Origin of the sequence: Mesorhizobium maamorense (assembly GCF_044998965.1) — a bacterium.
Taxonomy (GTDB): domain Bacteria; phylum Pseudomonadota; class Alphaproteobacteria; order Rhizobiales; family Rhizobiaceae; genus Mesorhizobium.
On sequence record NZ_CP173356.1, the window covers coordinates 1,379,024 to 1,399,633 of the forward strand.

Sequence of the window (20,610 nt, forward strand, 5' to 3'; positions counted from 1 at the left end):
TTCCAGACCCTACGAATCCAGGAACGCCACAATTTCCCTGAAAACGCTGACGAACATCGCTTCGGTCAGCACGCCGGTGTTGGTGTTGTAGCGCGAGCAGTGATAGCTGGAAAACAGCGTAATGCCATCGGCCTCCTGCCGCCCGCCATGCTTGAAGGGATAGGCGGCGACGCGCTGGCCCAGTGCCCGCACGGTCGACTGGTGCGCGATCGAACCAAGTGTCAGCACGGCCCGCAAATTGGGAAACCGTGCGATCGTCGGCACAAGGAAAGTCCGGCAGGTGGCGATCTCGGCGCCCACAGGCTTGTTCTCGGGAGGCACGCAGCGGACGGCGTTGGTGATTGCCGTTCCAACGAGCTCCAACCCATCGTCAGGCCGTGCCTTGAACTCGCCGCGCGCCAAGCCGTGCGCGATCAACGTGCCGTAGAGCAGGTCGCCGGCATAGTCGCCCGTGAAAGGCCGGCCCGTGCGGTTCGCTCCGCGCAGGCCGGGCGCAAGCCCGACGATCAGCAGCCGGACCGAATCGTCGCCTTCGGGCGGCAGGAAGCTCGGAACCGGCGCGTTGAACCACGATGGCTCGCGTTGCCGCCACTCGGCAATGAAACCGTGCAGCCGCGGACAGAGCGGGCAATCGCGATCGGGTTCCGGGGAGGCGGCCAGATGTGCGGCCAACGCAGCCGCCCTCAGTACTCGTCCTCTTCCGTCTCGGCCGGTTCGGGTCGGCGCACCGGCCTTTCGGAGGGATCGCGGCCCACCTCGTTCTTCAACGTCATCAGGTCGATGAAATGGTCGGCCTGGCGACGCAGATCGTCGGAGATCATCGGCGGCTGCGAGGCCATGGTCGAGACGATCGACACCTTGCGCCCGCGCCGCTGCAGCGCCTCGACCAGCGTGCGGAAATCGCCGTCCCCGGAGAAGATGACATAGTGGTCGACGACATCGGCCAGTTCCAGCGCATCGACGGTCAATTCGATGTCCATGTTGCCCTTGATCTTGCGGCGGCCGGTCGAGTCGGTGAATTCCTTGGCCGGCTTGGTGACGACCTTGAAGCCGTTATAGTCGAGCCAGTCGATCAGCGGCCGGATCGAGGAATATTCCTGATCCTCGACCAGGGCGGTGTAATAGTAGGCGCGCAGCAGGTAGCCGCGTTTCTGGAAGCTCGACAGGAGCTTGCGATAATCGATGTCGAAACCGAGCGCGCGCGACGTGGCGTAGAGATTGGCGCCGTCGATGAACAGGGCGATCTTTTCACGGGGGTCGAACATGGAAAAATTCCTTTTCGAAATAAGCGGCCGTCAAAACGAAATGCGACTATCAGTAGGGTTCGCAATAAACCGGCTGACCTTACGCTTTTCGAAATAACGCCAGTTTTGTGGCAATCCAAGGGTTCGTTGCCGCACTGCAAGCAATTGTGATCGCCGGCTTGGTACCGGCGCACCGGAGCTCGACCGAAACCGGCTTCGGGGGAAATCCGACAAAGCAATGACAGATCGTCCGTTCTCCGGCCCCGGCATTCCATAATGCTTGTATTTCGGCGGCGTTCGGGTTATTGACCGCGCCTGTTTTCCATTAAATCCAGGCATGAAAGGGGCAATCCATGGCCCGCGTAACCGTTGAAGATTGCATCGACAAGGTCGACAACCGCTTCGAGCTGGTGCTTCTGGCCGGCCACCGTGCTCGTCAGATCAGCCAGGGCGCGCAGATCACCGTCCCGCGCGACAATGACAAGAACCCGGTCATCGCACTGCGCGAGATCGCCGACGAGACGTTGTCGCCCGACGACCTCAAGGAAGACCTGATTCATTCGCTGCAGAAGCATGTCGAAGTCGACGAGCCCGAAGCCGATGGCGAGGCAATCGCTGATCAGACCGGCGCAGCCGTCACGGCCGCCGATACCGATGAGGCCGAGGACAACATCGCCTTCGATCGCATGACCGAGGAAGACCTGCTGGCCGGCATCGAAGGCCTGGTGCCGCCGGAAAAGAGCGACGACTACTAAGACTGCTTTGCGGAGGCGCCTGGAACAAGCTTCCGGCACTTCCGTCCCGGCAGTTTCGTGGCTATCTATGACATGCGCCGTGCAGTAGTGCGGCGCATGATTCATTTCATCGCCGAGAGATTCCGCCCATGATGCGTCAGTATGAGCTTGTCGAGCGCGTCCAGCGCTACAAGCCTGACGTCAACGAGGCGTTGCTCAACAAGGCCTATGTCTATGCCATGCAGAAGCATGGCCACCAGAAGCGCGCTTCCGGCGACCCCTATTTCTCGCATCCGCTCGAAGTCGCCGCCATCCTCACCGAAATGCACATGGACGAGGCGACGATCGCCGTCGCCCTGCTGCATGACACGATCGAGGACACCACGGCGACCAGGGCCGAGATCGACGAACTGTTCGGGCCCGAGATGGGCAAGCTGGTCGAGGGTCTGACCAAGCTGAAGAAGCTCGACCTCGTCTCCAAGAAGGCCGAGCAGGCCGAGAACCTGCGCAAGCTTCTGCTGGCGATCTCGGAAGACGTGCGCGTGCTTCTGGTCAAGCTCGCCGACCGCTTGCACAATATGCGCACCCTCGACCATGTGCCGGAAGCCAAGCGCCTGCGCATCGCCGAGGAGACGATGGATATCTATGCGCCACTGGCCGGGCGCATGGGCATGCAAGGCATGCGCGAGGAGCTGGAGGAGATCGCCTTCCGCTACATCAATCCGGAAGCCTATCGCGCCGTCACCGCCAGGCTCGCCGAGATTTTCGAGCGCAACAAGGGCGTGCTGTCCGAGATCGAGAAAGCGCTGTCGGCTCTGTTCGAGAAGCATGCGATCAATGCAGGCGTCAAAAGCCGGCAGAAGAAGCCGTGGTCGGTGTTCCGCAAGATGGAGGCCAAGGCGCTCTCCTTCGAGCAATTGTCCGACATTTTCGGCTTTCGCGTCGTCGTCGACAATGTCGAGGACTGCTATCGCGCGCTTGGCGCCATCCACACCGCCTGGTCGATGGTGCCCGGCCGTTTCAAGGACTACATCTCAACACCGAAGCAGAACGATTACCGCTCGATCCACACCACCATCGTCGGGCCGTCGCGTCAGCGCGTCGAGCTTCAGATCCGCACCCGCGAGATGAACAAGATCGCCGAATATGGCGTCGCCGCCCATTCGATCTACAAGGATACCGGCGGCAAGGCGAACGGCACGGCCCATTCGATCTCGAAGGAAACCAATGCCTATGCCTGGCTGAGGCGCACGATCGAACAACTCGCCGAGGGCGACAATCCCGAGGATTTTCTCGAGAACACCAAGCTGGAACTGTTCCAGGATCAGGTGTTCTGCTTCACCCCCAAGGGCATGCTGATCGCGCTGCCGAAAGGTGCCACGCCGATCGACTTCGCCTATGCGGTTCACACCGATGTCGGCGACACCTGCGTCGGCGCCAAGGTCAACGGCCGCATCATGCCGCTGATGACGGAGCTGAAGAATGGCGACGAGGTGGAGATCATCCGCTCCAAGGCGCAGGTGCCGCCGGCCGCGTGGGAATCCGTCGTCGTCACTGGCAAGGCGCGCGCCGCCATTCGCCGCGCCACCAAGAACGCCATCCGCAAGCAGTATTCGGGTCTCGGCGCGCGCATTCTCGAACGGGCTTTCGAGCGGGCCGGCAAGAATTTCACCAAGGAAAACCTGAAGCCCGTCCTGCACCGGCTGGCGCGCAAGGACATCGAGGACGTGCTGGCGTCCGTCGGCCGCGGCGAATTGGCGTCCACCGACGTCATGAAAGCCGTCTTCCCAGATTACAAGGACGAGCGCGTCACGCCGGCGGCGCCCAAGCAGCGCGAGGAAGGCTGGTCGAAGATCCGCAACGCCGCCGGCATGCTGTTCCAGATCCCGGGCCGTGCCGCGCGCAAGGACAAGGACCAGCCGCGCGACGGCGCGGTGCCGATCCGTGGCGTGCGCGGTGACCTGCCGGTGCGTTTCGCGCCGGAAGGGGCGGTGCCTGGCGACCGCATCGTCGGCATCGTGCAGCCGGGCACCGGCATTACCATCTATCCGATCCAGTCGCCGGCGCTGCAGGCTTTCGACGACCAGCCCGAGCGCTGGATTGACGTGCGCTGGGACATCGACGAGCGCACCAAGGAACGCTTCCCCGCGCGTGTTTCCGTCACCGCCATCAATGCACCGGGATCGCTCGCCGACATCGCCCAGGTCGTTGCCTCGAACGATGCCAACATCCATACGCTGTCAATGGTGCGCACCGCGCCCGATTTCACCGAAATGCTGATCGATCTCGAAGTCTGGGATCTGAAGCATCTCAACCGGCTGCTGTCGCAGCTCAAGGACAATTCGAGCGTTAGCGATGCACGGCGTGTCAATGGCTAACGTGACTGATCTACATGGGGATAGACGGATGAATACGGACGAGGTGCTGGATATTTTTCGCCAGGCTGGTGCTGTCCTGGAGGGGCATTTCATTCTGACGTCGGGTCTGCGCAGTCCGGTGTTCCTGCAGAAGGCGCGCGTGTTCATGCATGCCGATAAGACCGAGCGGCTGTGCAAGGCGCTGGCCGAAAAGATCCGCGCCGCCGTGCCGGGCAAAATCGACTATGTCGTCGGCCCGGCCATCGGCGGGCTTATCCCGGCTTACGAGACTTCGCGCCATCTTGGCGTGCCGGCGATCTGGGTCGAGCGGGAAGGGGGCGAGTTCCGGCTGCGTCGCTTCGAGATCGCGCGCGGCGCGCGTGTCGTCATTGTCGAGGACATCGTCACCACTGGATTGTCTATCCGCGAGACCATCGACTGCCTGCGCGAACTTGGCGCCGAGGTGGCGGCGGCGGCCTGCATCATCGACCGCTCGGCGGGCAAGACCGATGTCGGCGTGCCGCTGATCGCCCTCGCCGAGTACGAGGTGCCGGCCTATCCGGCCGATCGGCTGCCGCCGGAACTTGCCGCCATACCGGCGATCAAGCCGGGCAGCCGCAATATCTGAGAGGGGCGGGATGATCATCAGTATCGATCATTTCGTGCTGACAGTGGCGTCGCTCGAGGCCACCTGCGCCTTTTATCAGCGCGTTCTGGGCTTTCGGCGCATCGATATGCCGGGCCTGCCGACAGCGCTGGCTTTCGGCAACCAAAAGATCAATGTCCACGAGGTCGGCCGCACCTTCGAGCCGAAGGCGAAGTCGCCGACGCCCGGATCCGGTGATTTCTGCCTGATCACCGATCGGCCGCTCGGCGAACTCCTCGCCAGTCTCGAAGCCGATCGTGTGGCGGTGGAACTTGGACCGGTCGAGCGGGTCGGCGCACGCGGTCGCATGATGTCTGTCTATTTCCGCGATCCCGACGACAATCTGGTCGAGGTCAGTGAATATCTGGATAGCCGCCGTTAAATCCGCGCGAGATCGAGCAGCATTGCGCAGCGCCGGCTCGTTGGCATGCCGTGCGCGGCTTCCTGTCTCAGCCACCCGGCGAGCCGCGCATCGATCTGCGCGTCCTCCAGGACGCGGAATCCGAACTTTCTGTAGAACGGCGCGTTCCAGGCAACATCGCGAAATGTCGTCAGCGTGATCGTCGCAAGGCCGCGGCGCCTGGACTCCTCGATAACGGTCTCCAGCAGGGCTCGGCCGATGCCCGAGCCCTGCCACTCAAAACGAACGTCGAATTCCAGGATATGCAATGCATCGTCCTCAACGCTGGCGCTCAAGAAGGCGATGGCGCGGTCGCGCTTGTCCGTGGCGACCCAGCATGTGCCCTCGGTGATCATTGCGAGGTGCCGCTCGACGCTCATATTGCCGTCTTCGGCGATCCAGGCGAGGTCCGGTATGGAACGAAACGCCAGCCCGGCGGATTGCTCGATATCGGGCAACTCTTTCGCCTCGTCGTCGCGCGCTGGTCGAATGGTGGCCATGCCGGCCGTCCTTCTTTTTCCTCAGTTTCGCCTCAATGGCGATCTTGTTACCCCCTGCGGCAGACCATCGCGGCAGCGTTTCGTTGTTCCGAAGGCAGCCTGTCGCTATATCAAAGTCGTTGTTGCCTTTCTGCGCCCCGGAAGCGCAAGATAAGTTGCTGTGACCTGGCTTGGGGTGGCAGGACGGCGGGTATTGGTAGATCAGGAATTGGAATAGAGTGCTTTTTCGACGCCGCGAGCCTGATGGCCTCTTGGAGCGGGTGCGTACCTATCTATGGCCGCGCCGGTCGTTTTCGCGCTCGCTGCAGTACTTCTCCAAGCGCATCCTGCGGCTGAAGGCCACGCCGCATGCGGTGGCGGCCGGCGTCGCCGCCGGCGTCTTTGCTTCGTTCTTTCCGGTGGGTTTCCATTTCGCCATTGCCGCGGTGCTGTGCTGGCTCATAGCCGGCAATCTGGTGGCGGCCGCACTTGGCGCCGTATTCTTCGGCAATCCACTGACGTTCCCGCTGCTGTGGGGCGCCTCCTGGGAGACCGGCAAGCTGATCCTGCACAACCGCCTGCCGGCGCACGGCCCGCCCGCGCATCTGGGCGAGATGCTGCACAACCTTTCCTTCGCGCAATTGTGGGCCCCGGTGCTGAAGCCGATGCTGATCGGTGCGATACCGCTTGGACTGGCGTTTGGGCTTCTGTTCTACGCCATCACGCGCTGGGGCATGAACGCCTTTCGCGAGCAGCGGCGCAAACGGCTGGCAGAGCGCGCGGCCCGCCATGAGCAATCGTCTCACCCAAGCGCAAGCATCGGTTCCACCGCGCGATGATCATCGGCATCGGCAGCGACCTGATCGATATCAGACGCATTGAAAAGTCCTTGGAGCGCCATGGCCAGCGCTTCATCCAGAGAATCTACACCGAGGTCGAGCAGGCCCGCTCCGAAAATCGTCGGGCGCGGGCGGCCTCCTACGCCAAGCGCTTCGCCGCCAAGGAGGCCTGCGCCAAGGCACTGGGCACCGGTCTGGCGCAGGGCGTGTTTTGGCGCGACATGGGTGTCGTCAATCTTCCGAGCGGCGCGCCCACCATGGCACTGACCGGTGGCGCCGAGGCGCGGCTGAACGCGATTCTGCCAAAGGGCCATCGGGCGATGATCCATCTCACCATCACGGATGATTTTCCGCTTGCTCAAGCCTTTGTGATCATCGAAGCGTTGCCCGTCGAACAAGCGCCACATTGATTGCATCTGACCACCGGCATGACGTTGCCCAGCGCGCGCCGAGACTCTATACCATCCAACGCACAATCGAGGACGACATGAGCGTGGCTGAAAAACCCCAGAAGAAATCCGGCGGGCTTGGCGAAACCGTCAGCGTCATCGTCCAGGCGCTTTTGCTTGCCTTGGTCATTCGCACGCTCTTGTTCCAACCCTTTTCGATCCCGTCGGGTTCGATGCGGCCGACGCTGCTCGAGGGCGACTATCTCTTCGTCACCAAATGGTCTTACGGCTATTCCCGTTATTCGCTGCCCTTCGGCCCGGACATTTTCTCGGGCCGCATCTGGGGCTCCGAGCCGAAGCGCGGCGACGTGGTGGTGTTCAAGTTCCCGCCGGACCCGTCCGTTGACTACATCAAACGTGTGGTGGGCCTGCCCGGCGACAAGATTCAGGTGAAGGACGGGCAGCTGTTCATCAACGGCGTCGGAGTCCCGCGCGTGAAGACCGGTCAGATCGACAATCCCGACATCACCGAAAAGGACTATCCGATCGACGTCTATCGCGAGACGCTGCCCAACGGCGTCAGCTACGATACGCTGGATCTGTCGCCGAACTCGATCGGCGACAACACGCGCGAGTTCGATGTTCCGCCCGATCACTATTTCATGATGGGCGATAACAGAGACAACTCCGCCGACAGCCGATTCTCCGTCGGCTATGTTCCGGCCGAAAACCTGGTTGGCCGGGCCAACCTTGTTTTCTTCTCGATCGCCGGCAAGGCGAGCCCGCTCGAAATCTGGAAGTGGCCGTCGCTTATGCGTGCTTCGCGCCTCTTCCACTTCGTTAATTAGGGTCATGGCGGCGACAAGACGGCTGACCGCCGACGCGCTCGCCGAAGCGCTGGTGGAGCGCACGGGCCATGCCTTTGCCGATCGCCGGCGCCTGCAGCGTGCCTTGACCCATGCCAGCGCCCGCGGCGCCAATGCCGGCACCGACTATGAGCGCTTTGAGTTCCTGGGCGACCGGGTTCTCGGCCTCGTGGTGGCCGATATGCTGCTGGCCGCGTTTCCCGATGCGGCGGAAGGCGAATTGTCGCTGCGGTTCAACGCGCTGGTCAATGCCGAGGCGCTGTCGGAGATCGCCGAACATATTGGTCTGCCGGAGCTGATCCGCGCCGGATCCGACGTTCAAGGGCTCGAGGGACGCAAGCGCGTCAATCTGCGCGCCGACGCGCTGGAATCACTGATCGCCGTGCTCTACCTCGATGGCGGGCTGGAAGCGGCGCGCGCTTTCATCCACAAATATTGGCAGCCGCGCTCGCAGGCGTCGGGCGCCGGCCGACGCGACGCCAAGACCGAGTTGCAGGAATGGGCGCATCAGGCGGCAAGCGCCCTGCCCGTCTACCGCATCGATAGCCGAGAGGGGCCGGATCACGATCCGCTGTTCACCGTCAGTGTCATGGTTGGTGGGTTTCAGCCGGCTGTCGGCAGCGGCCGCTCCAAACGCGAGGCCGAGCAGGCCGCCGCCGCCGCCCTTCTCATTCGTGAAGGTGTCTGGATCGATCAGGGAGACGCGGCATGACAGCCACGGAAGACACGGTTCCGGCCGCGCCTGCGGCCGTTACGCATTCCGGCTTCGTAGCGCTGATCGGTGCGCCCAATGCCGGCAAGTCGACGCTGGTCAACCAGCTTGTCGGCGCCAAGGTGTCAATCGTCACCCACAAGGTGCAGACGACGCGTGCCATCGTCAGAGGCATCGCCACGCACGACAACGCGCAGATCGTCTTCGTCGATACGCCGGGCATCTTCAAGCCGAAGCGGCGTCTCGACATGGCAATGGTGACGACAGCCTGGGGCGGCGCCAAGGATGCCGATATCGTGCTGCTCCTGATCGATGCCGAGCGTGGCATTAGAGGTGATGCCGATGCCATTCTCGAACGCCTGAAGGATGTGCGCCAGCCGATGGCGCTGATCCTCAACAAGGTCGACCGCGTCAAGCCGGAGGCGTTGTTGGCGCTGGCGGCAGCAGCGAACGAAAGAGTGCCGTTCAAGCGCACCTTCATGGTTTCGGCGCTGACCGGCTCGGGCTGCAAGGACCTCCTCGATTACCTTGCCGAGGCGCTCCCGGTGGGGCCCTGGTATTATCCGGAAGACCAGATCTCCGATCTGCCGATGCGCCAGCTCGCCGCTGAGATCACTCGCGAGAAGCTCTATCTCAGGCTGCATCAGGAACTGCCCTATTCCTCGCACATCGAAACCGAGAAATGGGAAGAGAAGAAGGACGGCTCGGTGCGCATCGAGCAGGTCATCTATGTCGAACGCGACAGCCAGAAGAAGATCGTGCTCGGCCACAAGGGCGAGACCATCCGCGCCATCGGCCAGGCGGCGCGTATGGAAATCGCCGGCATCCTCGAGCAAAAGGTGCATCTGTTCCTGTTCGTCAAGGTGCGCGAGAACTGGGGCGACGATCCCGAGCGCTACCGCGAGATGGGGCTCGAGTTTCCGCACTAGGATGGATGGTTAGCAAGTCGAATATCGACGCAGCTTTGGTCAGCCGGTTGATCGCGGCGCAGTTTCCTCGCTGGAGGGATCTTGCGGTTCGGCCGATTGAACCTGGCGGATGGGACAACAGAAGCTTTCGTCTCGGCGACGAGATGACCGTTCGGTTGCCCAGTGCCGCCGCCTATTCCCTGCAAGTGGAGAAGGAACATCGCTGGCTGCCGAGGCTGGCGCCGCTGTTGCCGCTGCCCATCCCTATACCGCTGGCGATGGGAGCCCCGGCCGAAGGCTATCCGTGGCATTGGTCCGTCTACAGGTGGATCGAAGGTGAGACTGCAAAGCGCGAGCGTATCGCCAACCTGTCGGAATTCGCGGCGGACCTGGCCGGCTTTCTGGTTGCGCTGAAGCGGATCGACCCGGCTGGCGGACCGGGGCCGGGCCAACACAATTTCTTTCGCGGCGGGCCGCTGAACGTCTATGACGGGGAGACGAGACAAGCGATCGCGGCGCTCGACACCCGTATCAACGCCGGCGCGGCAAGCGCTGTCTGGGAAACGGCTCTTGCCGCCCCTTGGCAAGGCCCGCCCGTCTGGTTCCACGGCGATGTCAGCTGAGGCAATCTTCTGGTTGAACACGGCAGGCTAAGCGCGGTGATCGACTTCGGCACCTCCGGCGTCGGCGAGCCCTCATGCGATCTGGCGATTGCCTGGACATTGTTCGAGGGAAAGAGCAGGGGGCCTTCCGCGCTGGCCTCGGCGTCGACGACGCGACCTGGGCGCGCGGCCGCGGCTGGGCACTGTGGAAGGCGCTGATCACCGCCGCCGGCGAGATAGACATCAACTCGGCCGAGATCGAACAATCCTGGCGCGTGATCGACGCGGTGCTGGCCGACCACAAGCGCCGGTAATAATGACCCAAACCGTTGGCTGGTGGCTATCGACCAGGGACGCCGAGGTTCCGTTGGGTCGACTTCTCAGTTGGCCAGCGCGGATTCTTGCAGACGAGTCCGCCGACGTCGGATTGATCTTCCCATCATGGCCTGTGGTCCGTCCCGGCGTGCCCGTGACCCGCTGAAAGACTCCTTCGAGGGGATCGGCTTCGGTTTCACGTGGCTGGGGAATGGCTAGGTAGAAACGACCATGGAAGTGGGTTTATTTACGCGAAGTTTCTCAAACAATTGGTGTTCGTAGAATATCATCATAAAATTGGAACATACAGGGAATTATTACGGAAATATGACAATGTTCCACTTGTGCGGTGCCGTGGTTTTAAGTGAATTCGCCAGTGCTATTTCTGCAACACAGATTTAATCTATGTCATCAATCCCGAATGTTTGTGGAATTGTCATTGAAGGCGGAAGATTGATGGGTATGTTCGCCGCGAAAAGGGGACGCGGTGCGGGCCTTTTTCGTTGTGGTGAGGCGGGAAAATATATCCGCCAACCAAAATCCGAAGCCATTTTTAACTTTGACTGGAGAGGTCAGAAAATGAACATCAAGAGCCTTCTTCTCGGCTCAGCCGCGGCACTGATCGCGGTCTCCGGCGCTCGCGCCGCCGACGCTGTCGTCGTCGCCGAGCCGGAACCCGCTGAATACGTCAGGATCTGCGACGTCTACGGCGCCGGCTACTTCTATATCCCCGGCACCGAGACCTGCCTGCGCATCGGCGGCTATCTCCGCTATGACATAGGCGTCGGGGACAGCGGCACGCTGGATGGCGTCAACAACGTTGCCGATCACATGGACGGCGATAGCCACGACACCTACTACAAGAACATGCGCTTCGCGCTGAAGACCTGGACCGGCCAGGAAACCGAGCTCGGTACGTTGAAGACCTACACCGAGACTCGCTTTCAATTTGGCAACAGCAGCGGCGACTATGAGACTGGCGGCACTGGCTGGCAGGCCGGCAACAAGGCGACCACCCTCAACTTCGCCTGGATTCAGCTCGGCGGCCTGCGCGTCGGTAAGGATGAAACGGCATACGATTCGTTTATCGGCTATGCCGGCAACGTCATCCAGGACACGATCATCCCGTACGGTATCAAGGATACCAACGTCGTGCAGTACTATTTCGACGCTGGCAGCGGCTTCTCGGCCGTGGTCTCGCTCGAAGAAGGTACCGGCGTCAACACGATCGACAGCTATGTTCCGCATGTCGTCGGCGGCTTGAAGTACAAGGGCGACTGGGGTGCGGTCACCGGCGTCGTCGCCTATGACAGCAATTACGAGGAAGTGGCCGGCAAGGTTCGCTTGGACGTCAATGTCGGCAAGGAACTGACGCTGTTCGTCATGGGCGGCTACGGCACCAACGACAACATCAACGACTTCGGCACGGGCCGCACCCAATACAAGCCGTGGGGCGGAAACTGGGCGATCTGGGGTGGCGGCACCTACAAGTTCAACGACAAGACCTCGTTCAACGCCCAGATCTCCTATGACGACTGGAAGAATCTCGGCGTCGCTGCCAACGTCGCATACACGATTGTGCCCGGTTACACGATCACGGCTGAAGTCGACTACCTCAATGCAGGAAAATTCGACGACGCCGACTTCAACAACTGGACCAAGGCCGACAAGAAGAGCAGCGTCGGCGGCATCCTCCGCTTCCAGCGCTCGTTCTAACGGATCGACTGACCCCACCAGACCCGCCCGCAGCTATGCTGCGGGCGGCTTTTTATGCACCCTTGCGAGAGCCAGCCCAGGCACCAAGCCCGTACCTTGATTTCGCCACCCGATCGGTGAAATGCTCCAGGCATGGAATGGCGCGACGAGGGAATCATTCTCGGCACCCGCAAGCATGGCGAAACCAGCGCCATCCTCGAGGTGATGACGCGTGCGCATGGCCGCCATCTCGGCCTCGTGCGCGGCGGGCGCTCGCGCAAGCAGCAGCCTGTTCTCCAGCCCGGCAACCGTGTCGACCTGCTTTGGCGGGCGCGCCTGGATGAGCACCTCGGCACGTTCCAGGCCGAAGCGATCGAGATGAATGCGGCTAGGTTGATGGAGAGTGCGGTCGCCGTATATGGCCTGCAGACCATGGCCGCGCATCTGCGCCTGCTGCCCGAGCGCGACGCCCATGGCGGCCTCTACGAGGCGCTGTCGGTGATGATCGTGCATCTCGATGACGTCGATGCAGCCGGCGAACTGGTGGCCCGTTTCGAGCTCCTGATCCTCGACGAACTGGGCTTCGGTCTCGATCTCAGCCAGTGCGCCGCGACCGGCACGCGGCAGGATCTTGCCTATGTCTCGCCGAAATCGGGCCGAGCGGTGTCGCGGGAAGCCGGCGCGCCCTGGCGCGACAAGATGCTGGCGCTGCCGGCCTTCCTGCGTGGCTCCGGCCTGCGCGCCGATCCGGCGGCGATCCAGGATGCCTTCCGGCTCACCGGCTTCTTCTTCACCCGTCATGTCTATGAGCCGCGCGGCATCGAGCAACCAGACGCGCGCGCCGGCTTCCTTGCCGCGCTGCGCAAGCACCACACGACAAAAGGCCTGTCCGGAGAAACCGCCGCGAGAGAAATCATCACATGAGCGAAGTGGAACTTTATCCAGGCCGGGTCTCGCCGCTCGGCCTCGGCACCATTCCGCATGCCGACATGCTTGCCTACACCGGCCTGGAACTTTTGCAGCGCATCATCGATGGCAAATATCCGGCGCCGCCGATTTCCTTCCAGCTCAGCTTCGCTCTGACCGAAGTTTCGGAAGGCCGTGCCGTGTTCCGAGGCGTGCCGAACGAGCGCCATCTGAACCCGTTGGGGGGCGTGCATGGCGGCTGGGCGGCGACACTGCTCGATTCGGCGCTTGCCTGCGCCGTGCAGACGCTGCTCGCAAAGGGCGAGGCCTATACGACGGCGGAATTCAAGGTGAACCTGACGCGGCCGATCACGCCCAGGACCGGAGAGGTGGTCTGTGAGGGCAAGGTCATTCACAAGGGCCGCACGCTGGCCGTTTCGGAAGCGACGCTGAAGGACGCCGGCGGCAAGCTGCTGGCTTTCGGCACCGAGACATGCTCGATCTTCCCGGCCTCCAATCTGGCGGCACGATAGGAATCGTCCTAAGGCGCACTGGGCGAGCGGTGATAACAGCGGATGTTATCCGGCATTTTGCCGTTCCACGAAATCGTCCAGGATCGCGCGCTGGCCTTTGAGTATCTTGAGACCGGCCTCCAACTCTGAAAACCAACCGGCCCGGTCCACTTCGGGAAATGCCTTCATGGATCCCGACCGTGGCGGCCACTCCATGGTGAACATGTTGCTTTTGACGGCATCGGTGTCGACGTCGGCCTCGACGCTCCACGCACTCACGATCTTGCCGCCAGGCTGCCGATAACTGCCGGCAGGCTGGAAGTCGCCGTTGATGGCGACGCCGAGTTCTTCTTCCGCCTCACGTCGGGCGGCTTTCAACTCGTCCTCGCCTTCGTCGACGAGCCCTTTGGGGATCGACCATGCCCCCTCATCTTTTCTTGCCCAGAATGGTCCACCCGGATGGACGAGCAAGAACTGGAGGGCCCCGGCGTTTCGCCGGTAGATCAGCAGTCCTGCGCTTCGTTGCGGCATGCGTATTCTCATGACATCGCTTGGAGAACCCTTTGCGGCCAAGGTATCATAGGCCATCGGCTGCGGGTTTGGCAGGCAATGTTCCGGAAACCGGCCATTCGCAAGCGATGCCGAGGGCCAATGGGCGCAAGCCGCTGGCTTTCGACGCCGAAACATGCTCGATCTTTCCAGCCGCCGATCCGACGGCCGTTGGCTGGTCGTTTGCAGGCCACATTTGATTGTCAGTAGCAACTGGTCTGGTTTGGGGGAGCCGCCATGTTTGAAAGCCTGATCGGCCTTGTCGCCATCATCGCGCTGTTCGTCATCATTTCGCGCCAGCAGAGCCGCATCGGACTGATCGAGCGTGAGCTAGGCGCACTGCGGAGCCTCGTCCTTTCCGGCGCCGTGCCGCCTCTCGCCAAGCAGTCCGAACCGGCGGCGACCGAGGGCCAGCCGGCCGAAGCCGTTGTTGCTGCGGCCGTGGTCGTTTCGCCAACGGCCAGCGAGGCAGCCACCGGGCAGGCGCTGCCGGCTCTGGAAACCGACGCCGCGACGGACGAGGTCAAGCCGGGACCATGGACACCAGGCGAGGCGGCGCCCAAGGTAGCCGAGCCTGTCGCAGCGGTGAAAGCGCCCGGCAAACCCGATATCGAAACGGCGCTCGGCACCCGCTGGGCGGTCTGGGTCGGCGGTTTGGCACTGGCGCTGGGCGGCCTGTTTCTCATCCGCTACACGATCGAAGCCGGAATTTTCGGCCCCGGTGTGCGGCTGACCATGGCCGGGCTGCTCGGCCTTGTGCTGATTGCAGCCGGCGAATTCATTCGCCGCACCGGCTTCAGGGTGCCCGTGCAAGGCGCCGCAGGCGCCTACATCCCGGCGATCCTGACTGCGGCGGGCGCCTTCATCCTGTTCGGCGCCGTCTATGCCGCACATGGCATCTACGGATTTATCGGGCCGGCGCTCGCCTTCACGCTGCTCGGCGCCATCGGCATAGCGACGATTGCCGCCGCCCTTGTCCACGGCCAGGCGCTGGCTGGTATCGGCCTCGTCGGCGCCATGGTGACGCCGATGCTGATTGCCTCTCAGGCGCCCAATCCCTGGGCCCTGTTCGGCTATCTGGCGATCGTGCTTGCCGCCAGCGGCGTCATTGCCCGCATGCGCGATTGGAAGTTGCTGATGACGGCGGCCTTTGTCGGTACCGGCATCTGGACGATCCTCTACATGACCGATGCGCCGGGCGCGAATTTATCCGTGATCCTGTTCGTGAACACCGTCACGCTGGCCGTGCTCGCCTTCGTCTGGCTCGCCCGCCGCAGCGACGAAGGCGGATCAGCCACGGCTTTCGACTGGCCGTCCGTCGCGCCGGGCCTGTTTGTTGCCCTCTCGGCGCTGGGCCTTTCGGTCGATCCGGCCTTCGTCGCTGCCGGCGATGCCTTGCCGGGAGCCGTCGTGCTCGCCGCGATGGTGGCCGTCGCGCTCTACCGCCCCCCAGCGCTGCCACTGCTCCATGCGGCGGGACTGGTGACGGTGCTGATCTATCTCGGCATCATCCCGCCGACTTCGATCGCTTCCGATTTTTCAGGCGACGTCTTGGGCATCGATGCCGTGCCCCTGGCGACATCGAACGCACTGACCTTGCGCATCGGTGTTGCGCTTGGCCTTGTCTTCATCGGCGCCGGTTTCTGGGCCGCCCGCAAATCTGCCGCCGCGACCCACTTCCGCGCTGCGTCATGGGCGGCGTGGGGCGTCATCGTGCCGTTGGTCGTCCTGCTGGCACTCTGGTTCACGTTCGGCAATCTCGACCGCGATCTTGCCTACGCCGCCGTGGCGGCGCTGCTGGTCGTGGTTTTCGCTGCCGGCGGCGAGTGGATCGCGCGAGGCGAGCAACCGCCGTTGCAGGGCAGGGCGGCCGTATCCTTCGCGCTCGGCGGAGCCGCGCTCGCAGGCCTGCTGATGCTGCATATGGCCTTCAGTTCCGGCTGGACAACCATCCTGCTTGGTGCGGCCGCAATCGTGCCGGCGCTGGCCACGCGCTGGCGTTCCTATCCGGTGCTCGGCTGGATTTCCGTCGGCGCGGTCGCGGCGGTGCTTGGTCGTGTCATCTTCGATCCGACCGTCGTTGGCCCCGAGTTCCTGTCGACGACCCCGGTCTTCAACTGGCTGCTGCCGGGCTATGGCGTGCCGGCGCTCGCCTTCGCTTTCGCCGCCTGGCAACTGGCCCGCACCATCGACGGCCGGCCGCGCCTGGCCATGGAAGCTTCGGCGGCGCTGTTTGCACTGCTGACGCTTGCCATGCTGGTGCGCCACGCCATGCATGGCGGTGTCCTCAACAGCGATGCGCCCACACTTGCCGAACAGGCCATCTACACGCTGATCGCGATCGGCGCCGGCGCCATACTCGTGGCCATCGACAGGCGCTCGCCAAGTTCCGTGCTGCGCTACGGGTCCATGGCGGCGGGCGTGATCTCGGTCGCCTTCATCGTCGTGCAGCATTTCCTGGTGCTGAACCCGCTTTTCACCGACGAGTCGACCGGGCAGATCCCGGTCTTCAACCTGTTGTTCCTCGCCTATCTGCTGCCGGCGGTCGCGGCCGGAGGGCTTGCGCTCTATGCCCGCAACAAGCGGCCGAAATGGTATGCCGCCATGCTGGCGCTGGTGGCGGCACTGCTTGCCTTCGCCTATGCCACGCTGTCGGTGCGGCGCCTGTTCAAAGGCGAGTTCATCGGCTTGTGGAGCAGCCTTGGCCAGTTGGAAACCTACACCTATTCGGCACTCTGGCTGATCATCGGCGTGGCGCTGCTGACCGCCGGCGTCTGGCTGAAATCGCAGGTGCTGCGCATCGCCTCGGCCGCATTGATCGCGGTCGCCGTACTGAAGGTGTTCCTCTTCGACATGTCGGAGCTGGAGGGTGTGCTTCGCGCGCTGTCCTTCATCGGCCTTGGCGCCGTGCTGATTGGCATCGGCCTGTTTTACCAGCGGCTTTTGACCAGGGTGGCGAAGGGGCGTGAGGGTTAGGATTGTTTGAATATTCAAAATGGAATATATGAATATTCACGGAGATATTCATATGCCGCTCTATATCCGCGACGATGAGGTAGATGCGCTGGCGACGAAATTGCAGCGCGAGACGAATGCGCCGAGCAAAACGGAAGCCGTGCGAACCGCGCTTTTGCACGAACTTGAACAAAGCCGCGCCCGCAAACCGCTGCGGGAGAGGATTGCCGTTCTTCAAGCGCAAGCAGCGGCGTTGGGGCCGTCCGACACCACCTTCGATATGAAGGCATTCATGGACGAGATGTGGGAAGACTGATGTTTGTCGACGCATCGGTTGTCGTTGCAATTCTCGCCAAGGAATCGGGTTGGGAGGAATTGCTGAAGCGGGTCGCCGACGTCGACGGTCAGCTGTACATTTCAGCGCTTGTTCGGCTCGAAGCTACGCTTGCCCTCGGGCGATTGAATGCCGGTGCCAAAAAGCCGACTCCCGAAATGCTGTCTGCGGCGCGCGATCTGGTCGATGCGTTCATTGTTGAGATCGACGCTCGCAATGTAGCCATCAACGAGGATATCGGGGGGCGCGCCATTGATGCCAGCATCCGGTACGGCAAAGCGGTCGGTCATCCGGCCGACCTTAATTTTGGTGATTGCTTTTCCTACGCCTGCGCCAAGGCTCTTGATGTTCCGTTGCTCTTTAAAGACAATGACTTTCTCAAGACCGATTTGGCGTAGTTGGCCTCCTATTGATTGGGAATAAACCCGCCGCTCCCATCGTTACATCATTGCTTGGGTGACCGGGGCGGTGGACCGCTTCGCACTGGCTGCTTGCGTCACGCCGCGAAGGCGCGTTCAATCTGATGAATAGGGCAATTCCGAAAACCAGCGGTCATGGACGAAAAGAAGGCAGCAATCCTCGGCGAAATACCGCGCCTGCGCCGCTACGCACGCTCGTTGTTGCGCGACCGCGATGCCGCCGACGATCTCGTCCAGGACTGTCTCGAACGGGCCCTCATGCGGCTCGACAACTGGCAGACGGGAGAAAGCCCCAGGAGGTGGCTGTTTACGATCATGCATCATTTGTTCATTGACCAGATGCGCAAAGTGAACCGGCGCGGCGAAGCCGCGATGCTGCCGCTGGAAGCGGGCGAGGCGGTTGCACAGCCGGCCGAGCAGGTGGAAAGCATCGCCTCGCGCGAGATCGTCGACGCATTGCAGGCGATCAGCCCCGACCGCCGTGCCGCGCTCGTCATGGTCGCGATCGAAGGCTTTTCCTATGCCGAGGCCGCCAACATCCTGGGCGTGCCGGCCGGAACGCTGATGTCGCGCATTGCGCGCGGGCGCGAGGAGTTGCGCGGACTGCTGGACGACACGGCACGCCGCCGTTCGATAAGGATCGTCTAGAAATGATCCGCCGCGATTTCTCCGAACGCGACATCCACATGGCACTCGACGGCGAGTTGCCGGCCGATGAGCGCGCCGCCTATGACGCATGGCTCGACGCCACTCCCGAGATGAAGGCGAAAAGCGCCCGTTTCATCGCCGACAGGACGGCATTGCGAGATGCCTTCGCTGGCGTGATCGACGAGCCGGTGCCGGTGCGGTTGCGCAAGGTGGTGCTTGGCGAGGCGCCAGCCAGGACGCCAATGCCACGCTCGCGCTGGTGGCTTGCCGCCGCCGCTGCCGGTCTACTGGCCGCGGGCGGGCTTGGCGGCTACTTTGCCGGCAGCGACGGTATTGGCCGGGAAGATCAGGCCGAGGATCAGTTGGCCGAGCAGGCGATCGCCGCGCATGTCATCTATGCCGCCGAGAAGCGGCATGCGGTGGAAGTGCCGGCAAGCGACAAGGACCATCTGCTGACCTGGCTGTCCAACCGGGTCGGATTGAAGCTGGTTGCGCCGGACTTGACCGGCAGCGGGTTCCAACTGGTCGGCGGCAGGTTGCTGCCGGCTGGCGAGAGCAAGGCGGCAATGCTGCTCTATGAAGACGACAAGGGCGAGCGCATATCGCTCTTTGTAACGGCCGAATCGGTGGAGAACGCCAGGGGGACCTACGCTTCGGCGCAAGCCGGCCCGCAGGCCGTCTACTGGCTGGACAAGGGCTATGGCTGCGCTGTCGTCGGCTCAGTGCCGCGCGAGCAATTGGCCATCGTGGCCAAGAGCGCCTACAGCCAGCTTCTGGCCGGCCTGGCGAGTTGAACAGCATCGTTTTTGGCGCCGCCGCCTACTCGAAAACGGTGACCTGGTTCAAAGCCTTTGTCCTCCCGGGCTGGCGCCAATCTGTCACAATTCGGCCCTAATCGAGGTGCGATAGCGCTGGATGGGCGCTGCCGTTTTGGGCTGGTGTCTGGACGTTTCGAATAGGGCCTTCATCACAACCCAATCGAGGTTTTCCAAGCCCGCATGCCTGCCGAGATTCGCACGGCCCGCGCGACTGACGTCGATGATCTCGCCGCCATCGAGAAAGCTGTTTTCTCCAGCGACCGCATTTCCCGTCGCTCCTTCCGACAGTTCATCGAGCGCGAGACCGCCGAGACGCTGGTCGCCGAAAGAGATGGCCGCGTCGCCGGTTATGCGATTGTGCTGTTTCGCAAGGGCAGCGGCGTGGCGCGCCTTTATTCGATCGCCACCAGTCCCTTTTTTGGCGCCCTCGGCATCGGCCGCCGGTTGCTAGTGGCGGCGGAGGAGGCGGCCTTCGAACACGATCGCATGATGCTGCGCCTAGAAGTGCGGGAGGATAATGCCCGCGCCATCAGCATCTACGAGCGGGCCGGCTACCGCAAGATCGGCCGCGAACCCGATTACTACGAGGACGGCGCCACGGCGCTGCGCTACGAGAAGACCTTGCGCGGCGAACTTCCGGCCGCCACCAGCGTGCCGTTCTACCAGCAGACCTGCGAATTCACTTGCGGTCCCTGCTGCCTGATGATGGCCATGGGCAATTTCGATCACGACTTCGTACCGGACCCGGTCAGGGAAATTCGTCTTTGGCGCGAAGCGACGACCGTCTTCATGATGTCGGGCCCGGGTGGCTGCGAGCCGTTCGGCCTCGCGGTCGCCGGCTATGAGAGCGGCCTTGCGGCCGAGATTTACGTGTCGTTCTACGGCGCGTTGTTCCTCCAGTCGGTGCGCAGCGCGGACAAGCGCCGGGTGATGGAACTGGCCCAGGTCGACTTTCGCCGACGCGCGGAACTTTACGGCATCCCGGTGAATTACCGTTCATTCACCATCGACGACATTCGCGCCGCGATCGCGAAAGGAAAATTGGTGCTGGTGCTGATCAGCGGCTTCCTGATGTTCGGCAAGAAGGTGCCGCACTGGGTGTTGGCCATCGGCGACGACGGCGACCATATCCTGATCCACGATCCCTGGGTTGAGGACGAGAGGCAGGAGACCATCCTTGATGCCGCCAACATTCCCGTGCCTTACGGCATCTTTATGAACATGGCGCAGTTCGGCCGCGACGGACTGCGCGCCGCCATCACTCTGGGGAAGCGCTGATAACA

22 protein-coding genes and 1 pseudogene are annotated in these 20,610 nt (G+C 62.7%); 19 read left to right on the forward strand and 4 right to left on the reverse strand.

What is annotated here, in order from left to right:
* Positions 1-9: 9 nt before the first annotated feature.
* Together ACIU1A_RS06970 and ACIU1A_RS06975 are read right to left on the reverse strand one after the other, a co-directional pair.
* Positions 10-687, reverse strand: a complete 678-nt coding sequence (locus ACIU1A_RS06970) for a uracil-DNA glycosylase (protein ID WP_404927869.1) — start codon at positions 685-687, stop codon at positions 10-12.
* Positions 684-1,265 (reverse strand): NYN domain-containing protein, encoded by a 582-nt coding sequence (locus ACIU1A_RS06975; protein WP_140494612.1) that lies wholly within the window; start codon positions 1,263-1,265, stop codon positions 684-686. Before ACIU1A_RS06975 ends, ACIU1A_RS06970 begins: the two co-directional genes overlap by 4 nt.
* A gap of 332 nt (positions 1,266-1,597) precedes the next feature.
* On the opposite strand from ACIU1A_RS06975, the gene rpoZ reads away from it, so the two are divergent.
* The 4 genes from rpoZ to ACIU1A_RS06995 all read left to right on the forward strand — a co-directional run bounded on the left by rpoZ (position 1,598) and on the right by ACIU1A_RS06995 (position 5,363).
* Positions 1,598-1,999, forward strand: a complete 402-nt coding sequence (rpoZ, locus tag ACIU1A_RS06980) for a DNA-directed RNA polymerase subunit omega (protein WP_404926951.1) — start codon at positions 1,598-1,600, stop codon at positions 1,997-1,999.
* Between the two features lie 128 nt (positions 2,000-2,127).
* Positions 2,128-4,356 carry a bifunctional (p)ppGpp synthetase/guanosine-3',5'-bis(diphosphate) 3'-pyrophosphohydrolase gene (locus tag ACIU1A_RS06985; protein WP_140517800.1) on the forward strand — a complete coding sequence of 743 codons (2,229 nt, stop codon included), beginning with the start codon at positions 2,128-2,130 and terminating at the stop codon, positions 4,354-4,356.
* 28 nt (positions 4,357-4,384) lie between these two features.
* Entirely contained in the window at positions 4,385-4,963 is a 579-nt protein-coding gene (gene pyrE / locus ACIU1A_RS06990) for an orotate phosphoribosyltransferase (RefSeq protein ID WP_404926952.1), read from the forward strand.
* A gap of 10 nt (positions 4,964-4,973) precedes the next feature.
* Positions 4,974-5,363: a VOC family protein gene (locus ACIU1A_RS06995; protein ID WP_404926953.1), complete on the forward strand. Its 390-nt coding sequence runs from the start codon at positions 4,974-4,976 to the stop codon at positions 5,361-5,363.
* On the opposite strand, the gene ACIU1A_RS07000 is transcribed toward ACIU1A_RS06995, so the two are convergent.
* A complete protein-coding gene (locus tag ACIU1A_RS07000; RefSeq protein WP_404926954.1) occupies positions 5,360-5,881 on the reverse strand; it encodes a GNAT family N-acetyltransferase in 522 nt (173 codons plus the stop codon). The genes ACIU1A_RS06995 and ACIU1A_RS07000 overlap by 4 nt on opposite strands.
* A gap of 218 nt (positions 5,882-6,099) precedes the next feature.
* Here ACIU1A_RS07000 and ACIU1A_RS07005 point away from each other — a divergent pair, with 218 nt between their 5' ends.
* The 9 genes and pseudogenes from ACIU1A_RS07005 (at position 6,100) to ACIU1A_RS07045 (ending at position 13,625) form a co-directional block, all read left to right on the forward strand.
* On the forward strand, positions 6,100-6,699 hold the full coding sequence (locus ACIU1A_RS07005; protein WP_140517804.1) for a DUF2062 domain-containing protein: 600 nt from the start codon (positions 6,100-6,102) through the stop codon (positions 6,697-6,699).
* Positions 6,696-7,109: a holo-ACP synthase gene (gene acpS / locus ACIU1A_RS07010; RefSeq protein WP_140494597.1), complete on the forward strand. Its 414-nt coding sequence runs from the start codon at positions 6,696-6,698 to the stop codon at positions 7,107-7,109. Before ACIU1A_RS07005 ends, acpS begins: the two co-directional genes overlap by 4 nt.
* Positions 7,110-7,186: 77 nt before the next feature.
* Complete coding sequence (lepB, locus tag ACIU1A_RS07015; RefSeq protein ID WP_404926955.1) at positions 7,187-7,936, forward strand: signal peptidase I; 750 nt, start codon at positions 7,187-7,189, stop codon at positions 7,934-7,936.
* A gap of 4 nt (positions 7,937-7,940) precedes the next feature.
* Complete coding sequence (gene rnc, locus ACIU1A_RS07020) at positions 7,941-8,666, forward strand: ribonuclease III (RefSeq protein WP_404926956.1); 726 nt, start codon at positions 7,941-7,943, stop codon at positions 8,664-8,666.
* On the forward strand, positions 8,663-9,595 hold the full coding sequence (era, locus tag ACIU1A_RS07025; protein WP_404926957.1) for a GTPase Era: 933 nt from the start codon (positions 8,663-8,665) through the stop codon (positions 9,593-9,595). The genes rnc and era overlap by 4 nt, the downstream gene beginning before the upstream one ends.
* Before the next feature lie 5 nt (positions 9,596-9,600).
* Positions 9,601-10,490, forward strand: a pseudogene (locus ACIU1A_RS07030) (aminoglycoside phosphotransferase family protein).
* Between the two features lie 580 nt (positions 10,491-11,070).
* Positions 11,071-12,207 (forward strand): porin, encoded by a 1,137-nt coding sequence (locus ACIU1A_RS07035; RefSeq protein ID WP_140517808.1) that lies wholly within the window; start codon positions 11,071-11,073, stop codon positions 12,205-12,207.
* A gap of 132 nt (positions 12,208-12,339) precedes the next feature.
* Positions 12,340-13,110 (forward strand): DNA repair protein RecO, encoded by a 771-nt coding sequence (gene recO, locus ACIU1A_RS07040; protein ID WP_140565009.1) that lies wholly within the window; start codon positions 12,340-12,342, stop codon positions 13,108-13,110.
* Positions 13,107-13,625 carry a PaaI family thioesterase gene (locus ACIU1A_RS07045; RefSeq protein WP_140555803.1) on the forward strand — a complete coding sequence of 173 codons (519 nt, stop codon included), beginning with the start codon at positions 13,107-13,109 and terminating at the stop codon, positions 13,623-13,625. The genes recO and ACIU1A_RS07045 overlap by 4 nt, the downstream gene beginning before the upstream one ends.
* Before the next feature lie 45 nt (positions 13,626-13,670).
* Here ACIU1A_RS07045 and ACIU1A_RS07050 read toward each other — a convergent pair whose 3' ends face one another.
* Positions 13,671-14,135: an NUDIX domain-containing protein gene (locus tag ACIU1A_RS07050; protein ID WP_404927870.1), complete on the reverse strand. Its 465-nt coding sequence runs from the start codon at positions 14,133-14,135 to the stop codon at positions 13,671-13,673.
* Between the two features lie 255 nt (positions 14,136-14,390).
* On the opposite strand from ACIU1A_RS07050, the gene ACIU1A_RS07055 reads away from it, so the two are divergent.
* The 6 genes from ACIU1A_RS07055 to ACIU1A_RS07080 all read left to right on the forward strand — a co-directional run bounded on the left by ACIU1A_RS07055 (position 14,391) and on the right by ACIU1A_RS07080 (position 20,605).
* Positions 14,391-17,129, forward strand: coding sequence for a DUF2339 domain-containing protein (locus tag ACIU1A_RS07055; protein WP_404926958.1), 2,739 nt, complete (start codon positions 14,391-14,393; stop codon positions 17,127-17,129).
* A 52-nt stretch (positions 17,130-17,181) separates the two neighbouring features.
* Positions 17,182-17,424 carry a type II toxin-antitoxin system VapB family antitoxin gene (locus ACIU1A_RS07060; protein WP_404927871.1) on the forward strand — a complete coding sequence of 81 codons (243 nt, stop codon included), beginning with the start codon at positions 17,182-17,184 and terminating at the stop codon, positions 17,422-17,424.
* Complete coding sequence (locus ACIU1A_RS07065; RefSeq protein ID WP_404926959.1) at positions 17,424-17,840, forward strand: type II toxin-antitoxin system VapC family toxin; 417 nt, start codon at positions 17,424-17,426, stop codon at positions 17,838-17,840. Before ACIU1A_RS07060 ends, ACIU1A_RS07065 begins: the two co-directional genes overlap by 1 nt.
* A gap of 156 nt (positions 17,841-17,996) precedes the next feature.
* Positions 17,997-18,509, forward strand: coding sequence for an RNA polymerase sigma factor (locus tag ACIU1A_RS07070; RefSeq protein WP_140549337.1), 513 nt, complete (start codon positions 17,997-17,999; stop codon positions 18,507-18,509).
* Between the two features lie 2 nt (positions 18,510-18,511).
* Positions 18,512-19,303 carry an anti-sigma factor family protein gene (locus ACIU1A_RS07075; protein ID WP_404926960.1) on the forward strand — a complete coding sequence of 264 codons (792 nt, stop codon included), beginning with the start codon at positions 18,512-18,514 and terminating at the stop codon, positions 19,301-19,303.
* Positions 19,304-19,507: 204 nt separating this feature from the next.
* Positions 19,508-20,605, forward strand: coding sequence for a GNAT family N-acetyltransferase/peptidase C39 family protein (locus tag ACIU1A_RS07080; RefSeq protein WP_140494571.1), 1,098 nt, complete (start codon positions 19,508-19,510; stop codon positions 20,603-20,605).
* The last annotated feature ends 5 nt before the right edge of the window (positions 20,606-20,610 follow it).

What these genes read in the sequence shown, in the direction of transcription:
- ACIU1A_RS06975 (WP_140494612.1), bottom strand. Translation starts at nt 1,265, where the DNA reads ATGTTCGACCCCCGTGAAAAGATCGCCCTGTTCATCGACGGCGCCAAT.
- rpoZ (WP_404926951.1), top strand. Translation starts at nt 1,598, where the DNA reads ATGGCCCGCGTAACCGTTGAAGATTGCATCGACAAGGTCGACAACCGC.
- ACIU1A_RS06985 (WP_140517800.1), top strand. Translation starts at nt 2,128, where the DNA reads ATGATGCGTCAGTATGAGCTTGTCGAGCGCGTCCAGCGCTACAAGCCT.
- pyrE (WP_404926952.1), top strand. Translation starts at nt 4,385, where the DNA reads ATGAATACGGACGAGGTGCTGGATATTTTTCGCCAGGCTGGTGCTGTC.
- ACIU1A_RS06995 (WP_404926953.1), top strand. Translation starts at nt 4,974, where the DNA reads ATGATCATCAGTATCGATCATTTCGTGCTGACAGTGGCGTCGCTCGAG.
- ACIU1A_RS07000 (WP_404926954.1), bottom strand. Translation starts at nt 5,881, where the DNA reads ATGGCCACCATTCGACCAGCGCGCGACGACGAGGCGAAAGAGTTGCCC.
- acpS (WP_140494597.1), top strand. Translation starts at nt 6,696, where the DNA reads ATGATCATCGGCATCGGCAGCGACCTGATCGATATCAGACGCATTGAA.
- lepB (WP_404926955.1), top strand. Translation starts at nt 7,187, where the DNA reads ATGAGCGTGGCTGAAAAACCCCAGAAGAAATCCGGCGGGCTTGGCGAA.
- rnc (WP_404926956.1), top strand. Translation starts at nt 7,941, where the DNA reads ATGGCGGCGACAAGACGGCTGACCGCCGACGCGCTCGCCGAAGCGCTG.
- era (WP_404926957.1), top strand. Translation starts at nt 8,663, where the DNA reads ATGACAGCCACGGAAGACACGGTTCCGGCCGCGCCTGCGGCCGTTACG.
- ACIU1A_RS07035 (WP_140517808.1), top strand. Translation starts at nt 11,071, where the DNA reads ATGAACATCAAGAGCCTTCTTCTCGGCTCAGCCGCGGCACTGATCGCG.
- recO (WP_140565009.1), top strand. Translation starts at nt 12,340, where the DNA reads ATGGAATGGCGCGACGAGGGAATCATTCTCGGCACCCGCAAGCATGGC.
- ACIU1A_RS07045 (WP_140555803.1), top strand. Translation starts at nt 13,107, where the DNA reads ATGAGCGAAGTGGAACTTTATCCAGGCCGGGTCTCGCCGCTCGGCCTC.
- ACIU1A_RS07050 (WP_404927870.1), bottom strand. Translation starts at nt 14,135, where the DNA reads ATGCCGCAACGAAGCGCAGGACTGCTGATCTACCGGCGAAACGCCGGG.
- ACIU1A_RS07055 (WP_404926958.1), top strand. Translation starts at nt 14,391, where the DNA reads ATGTTTGAAAGCCTGATCGGCCTTGTCGCCATCATCGCGCTGTTCGTC.
- ACIU1A_RS07060 (WP_404927871.1), top strand. Translation starts at nt 17,182, where the DNA reads ATGCCGCTCTATATCCGCGACGATGAGGTAGATGCGCTGGCGACGAAA.
- ACIU1A_RS07065 (WP_404926959.1), top strand. Translation starts at nt 17,424, where the DNA reads ATGTTTGTCGACGCATCGGTTGTCGTTGCAATTCTCGCCAAGGAATCG.
- ACIU1A_RS07070 (WP_140549337.1), top strand. Translation starts at nt 17,997, where the DNA reads ATGGACGAAAAGAAGGCAGCAATCCTCGGCGAAATACCGCGCCTGCGC.
- ACIU1A_RS07075 (WP_404926960.1), top strand. Translation starts at nt 18,512, where the DNA reads ATGATCCGCCGCGATTTCTCCGAACGCGACATCCACATGGCACTCGAC.
- ACIU1A_RS07080 (WP_140494571.1), top strand. Translation starts at nt 19,508, where the DNA reads ATGCCTGCCGAGATTCGCACGGCCCGCGCGACTGACGTCGATGATCTC.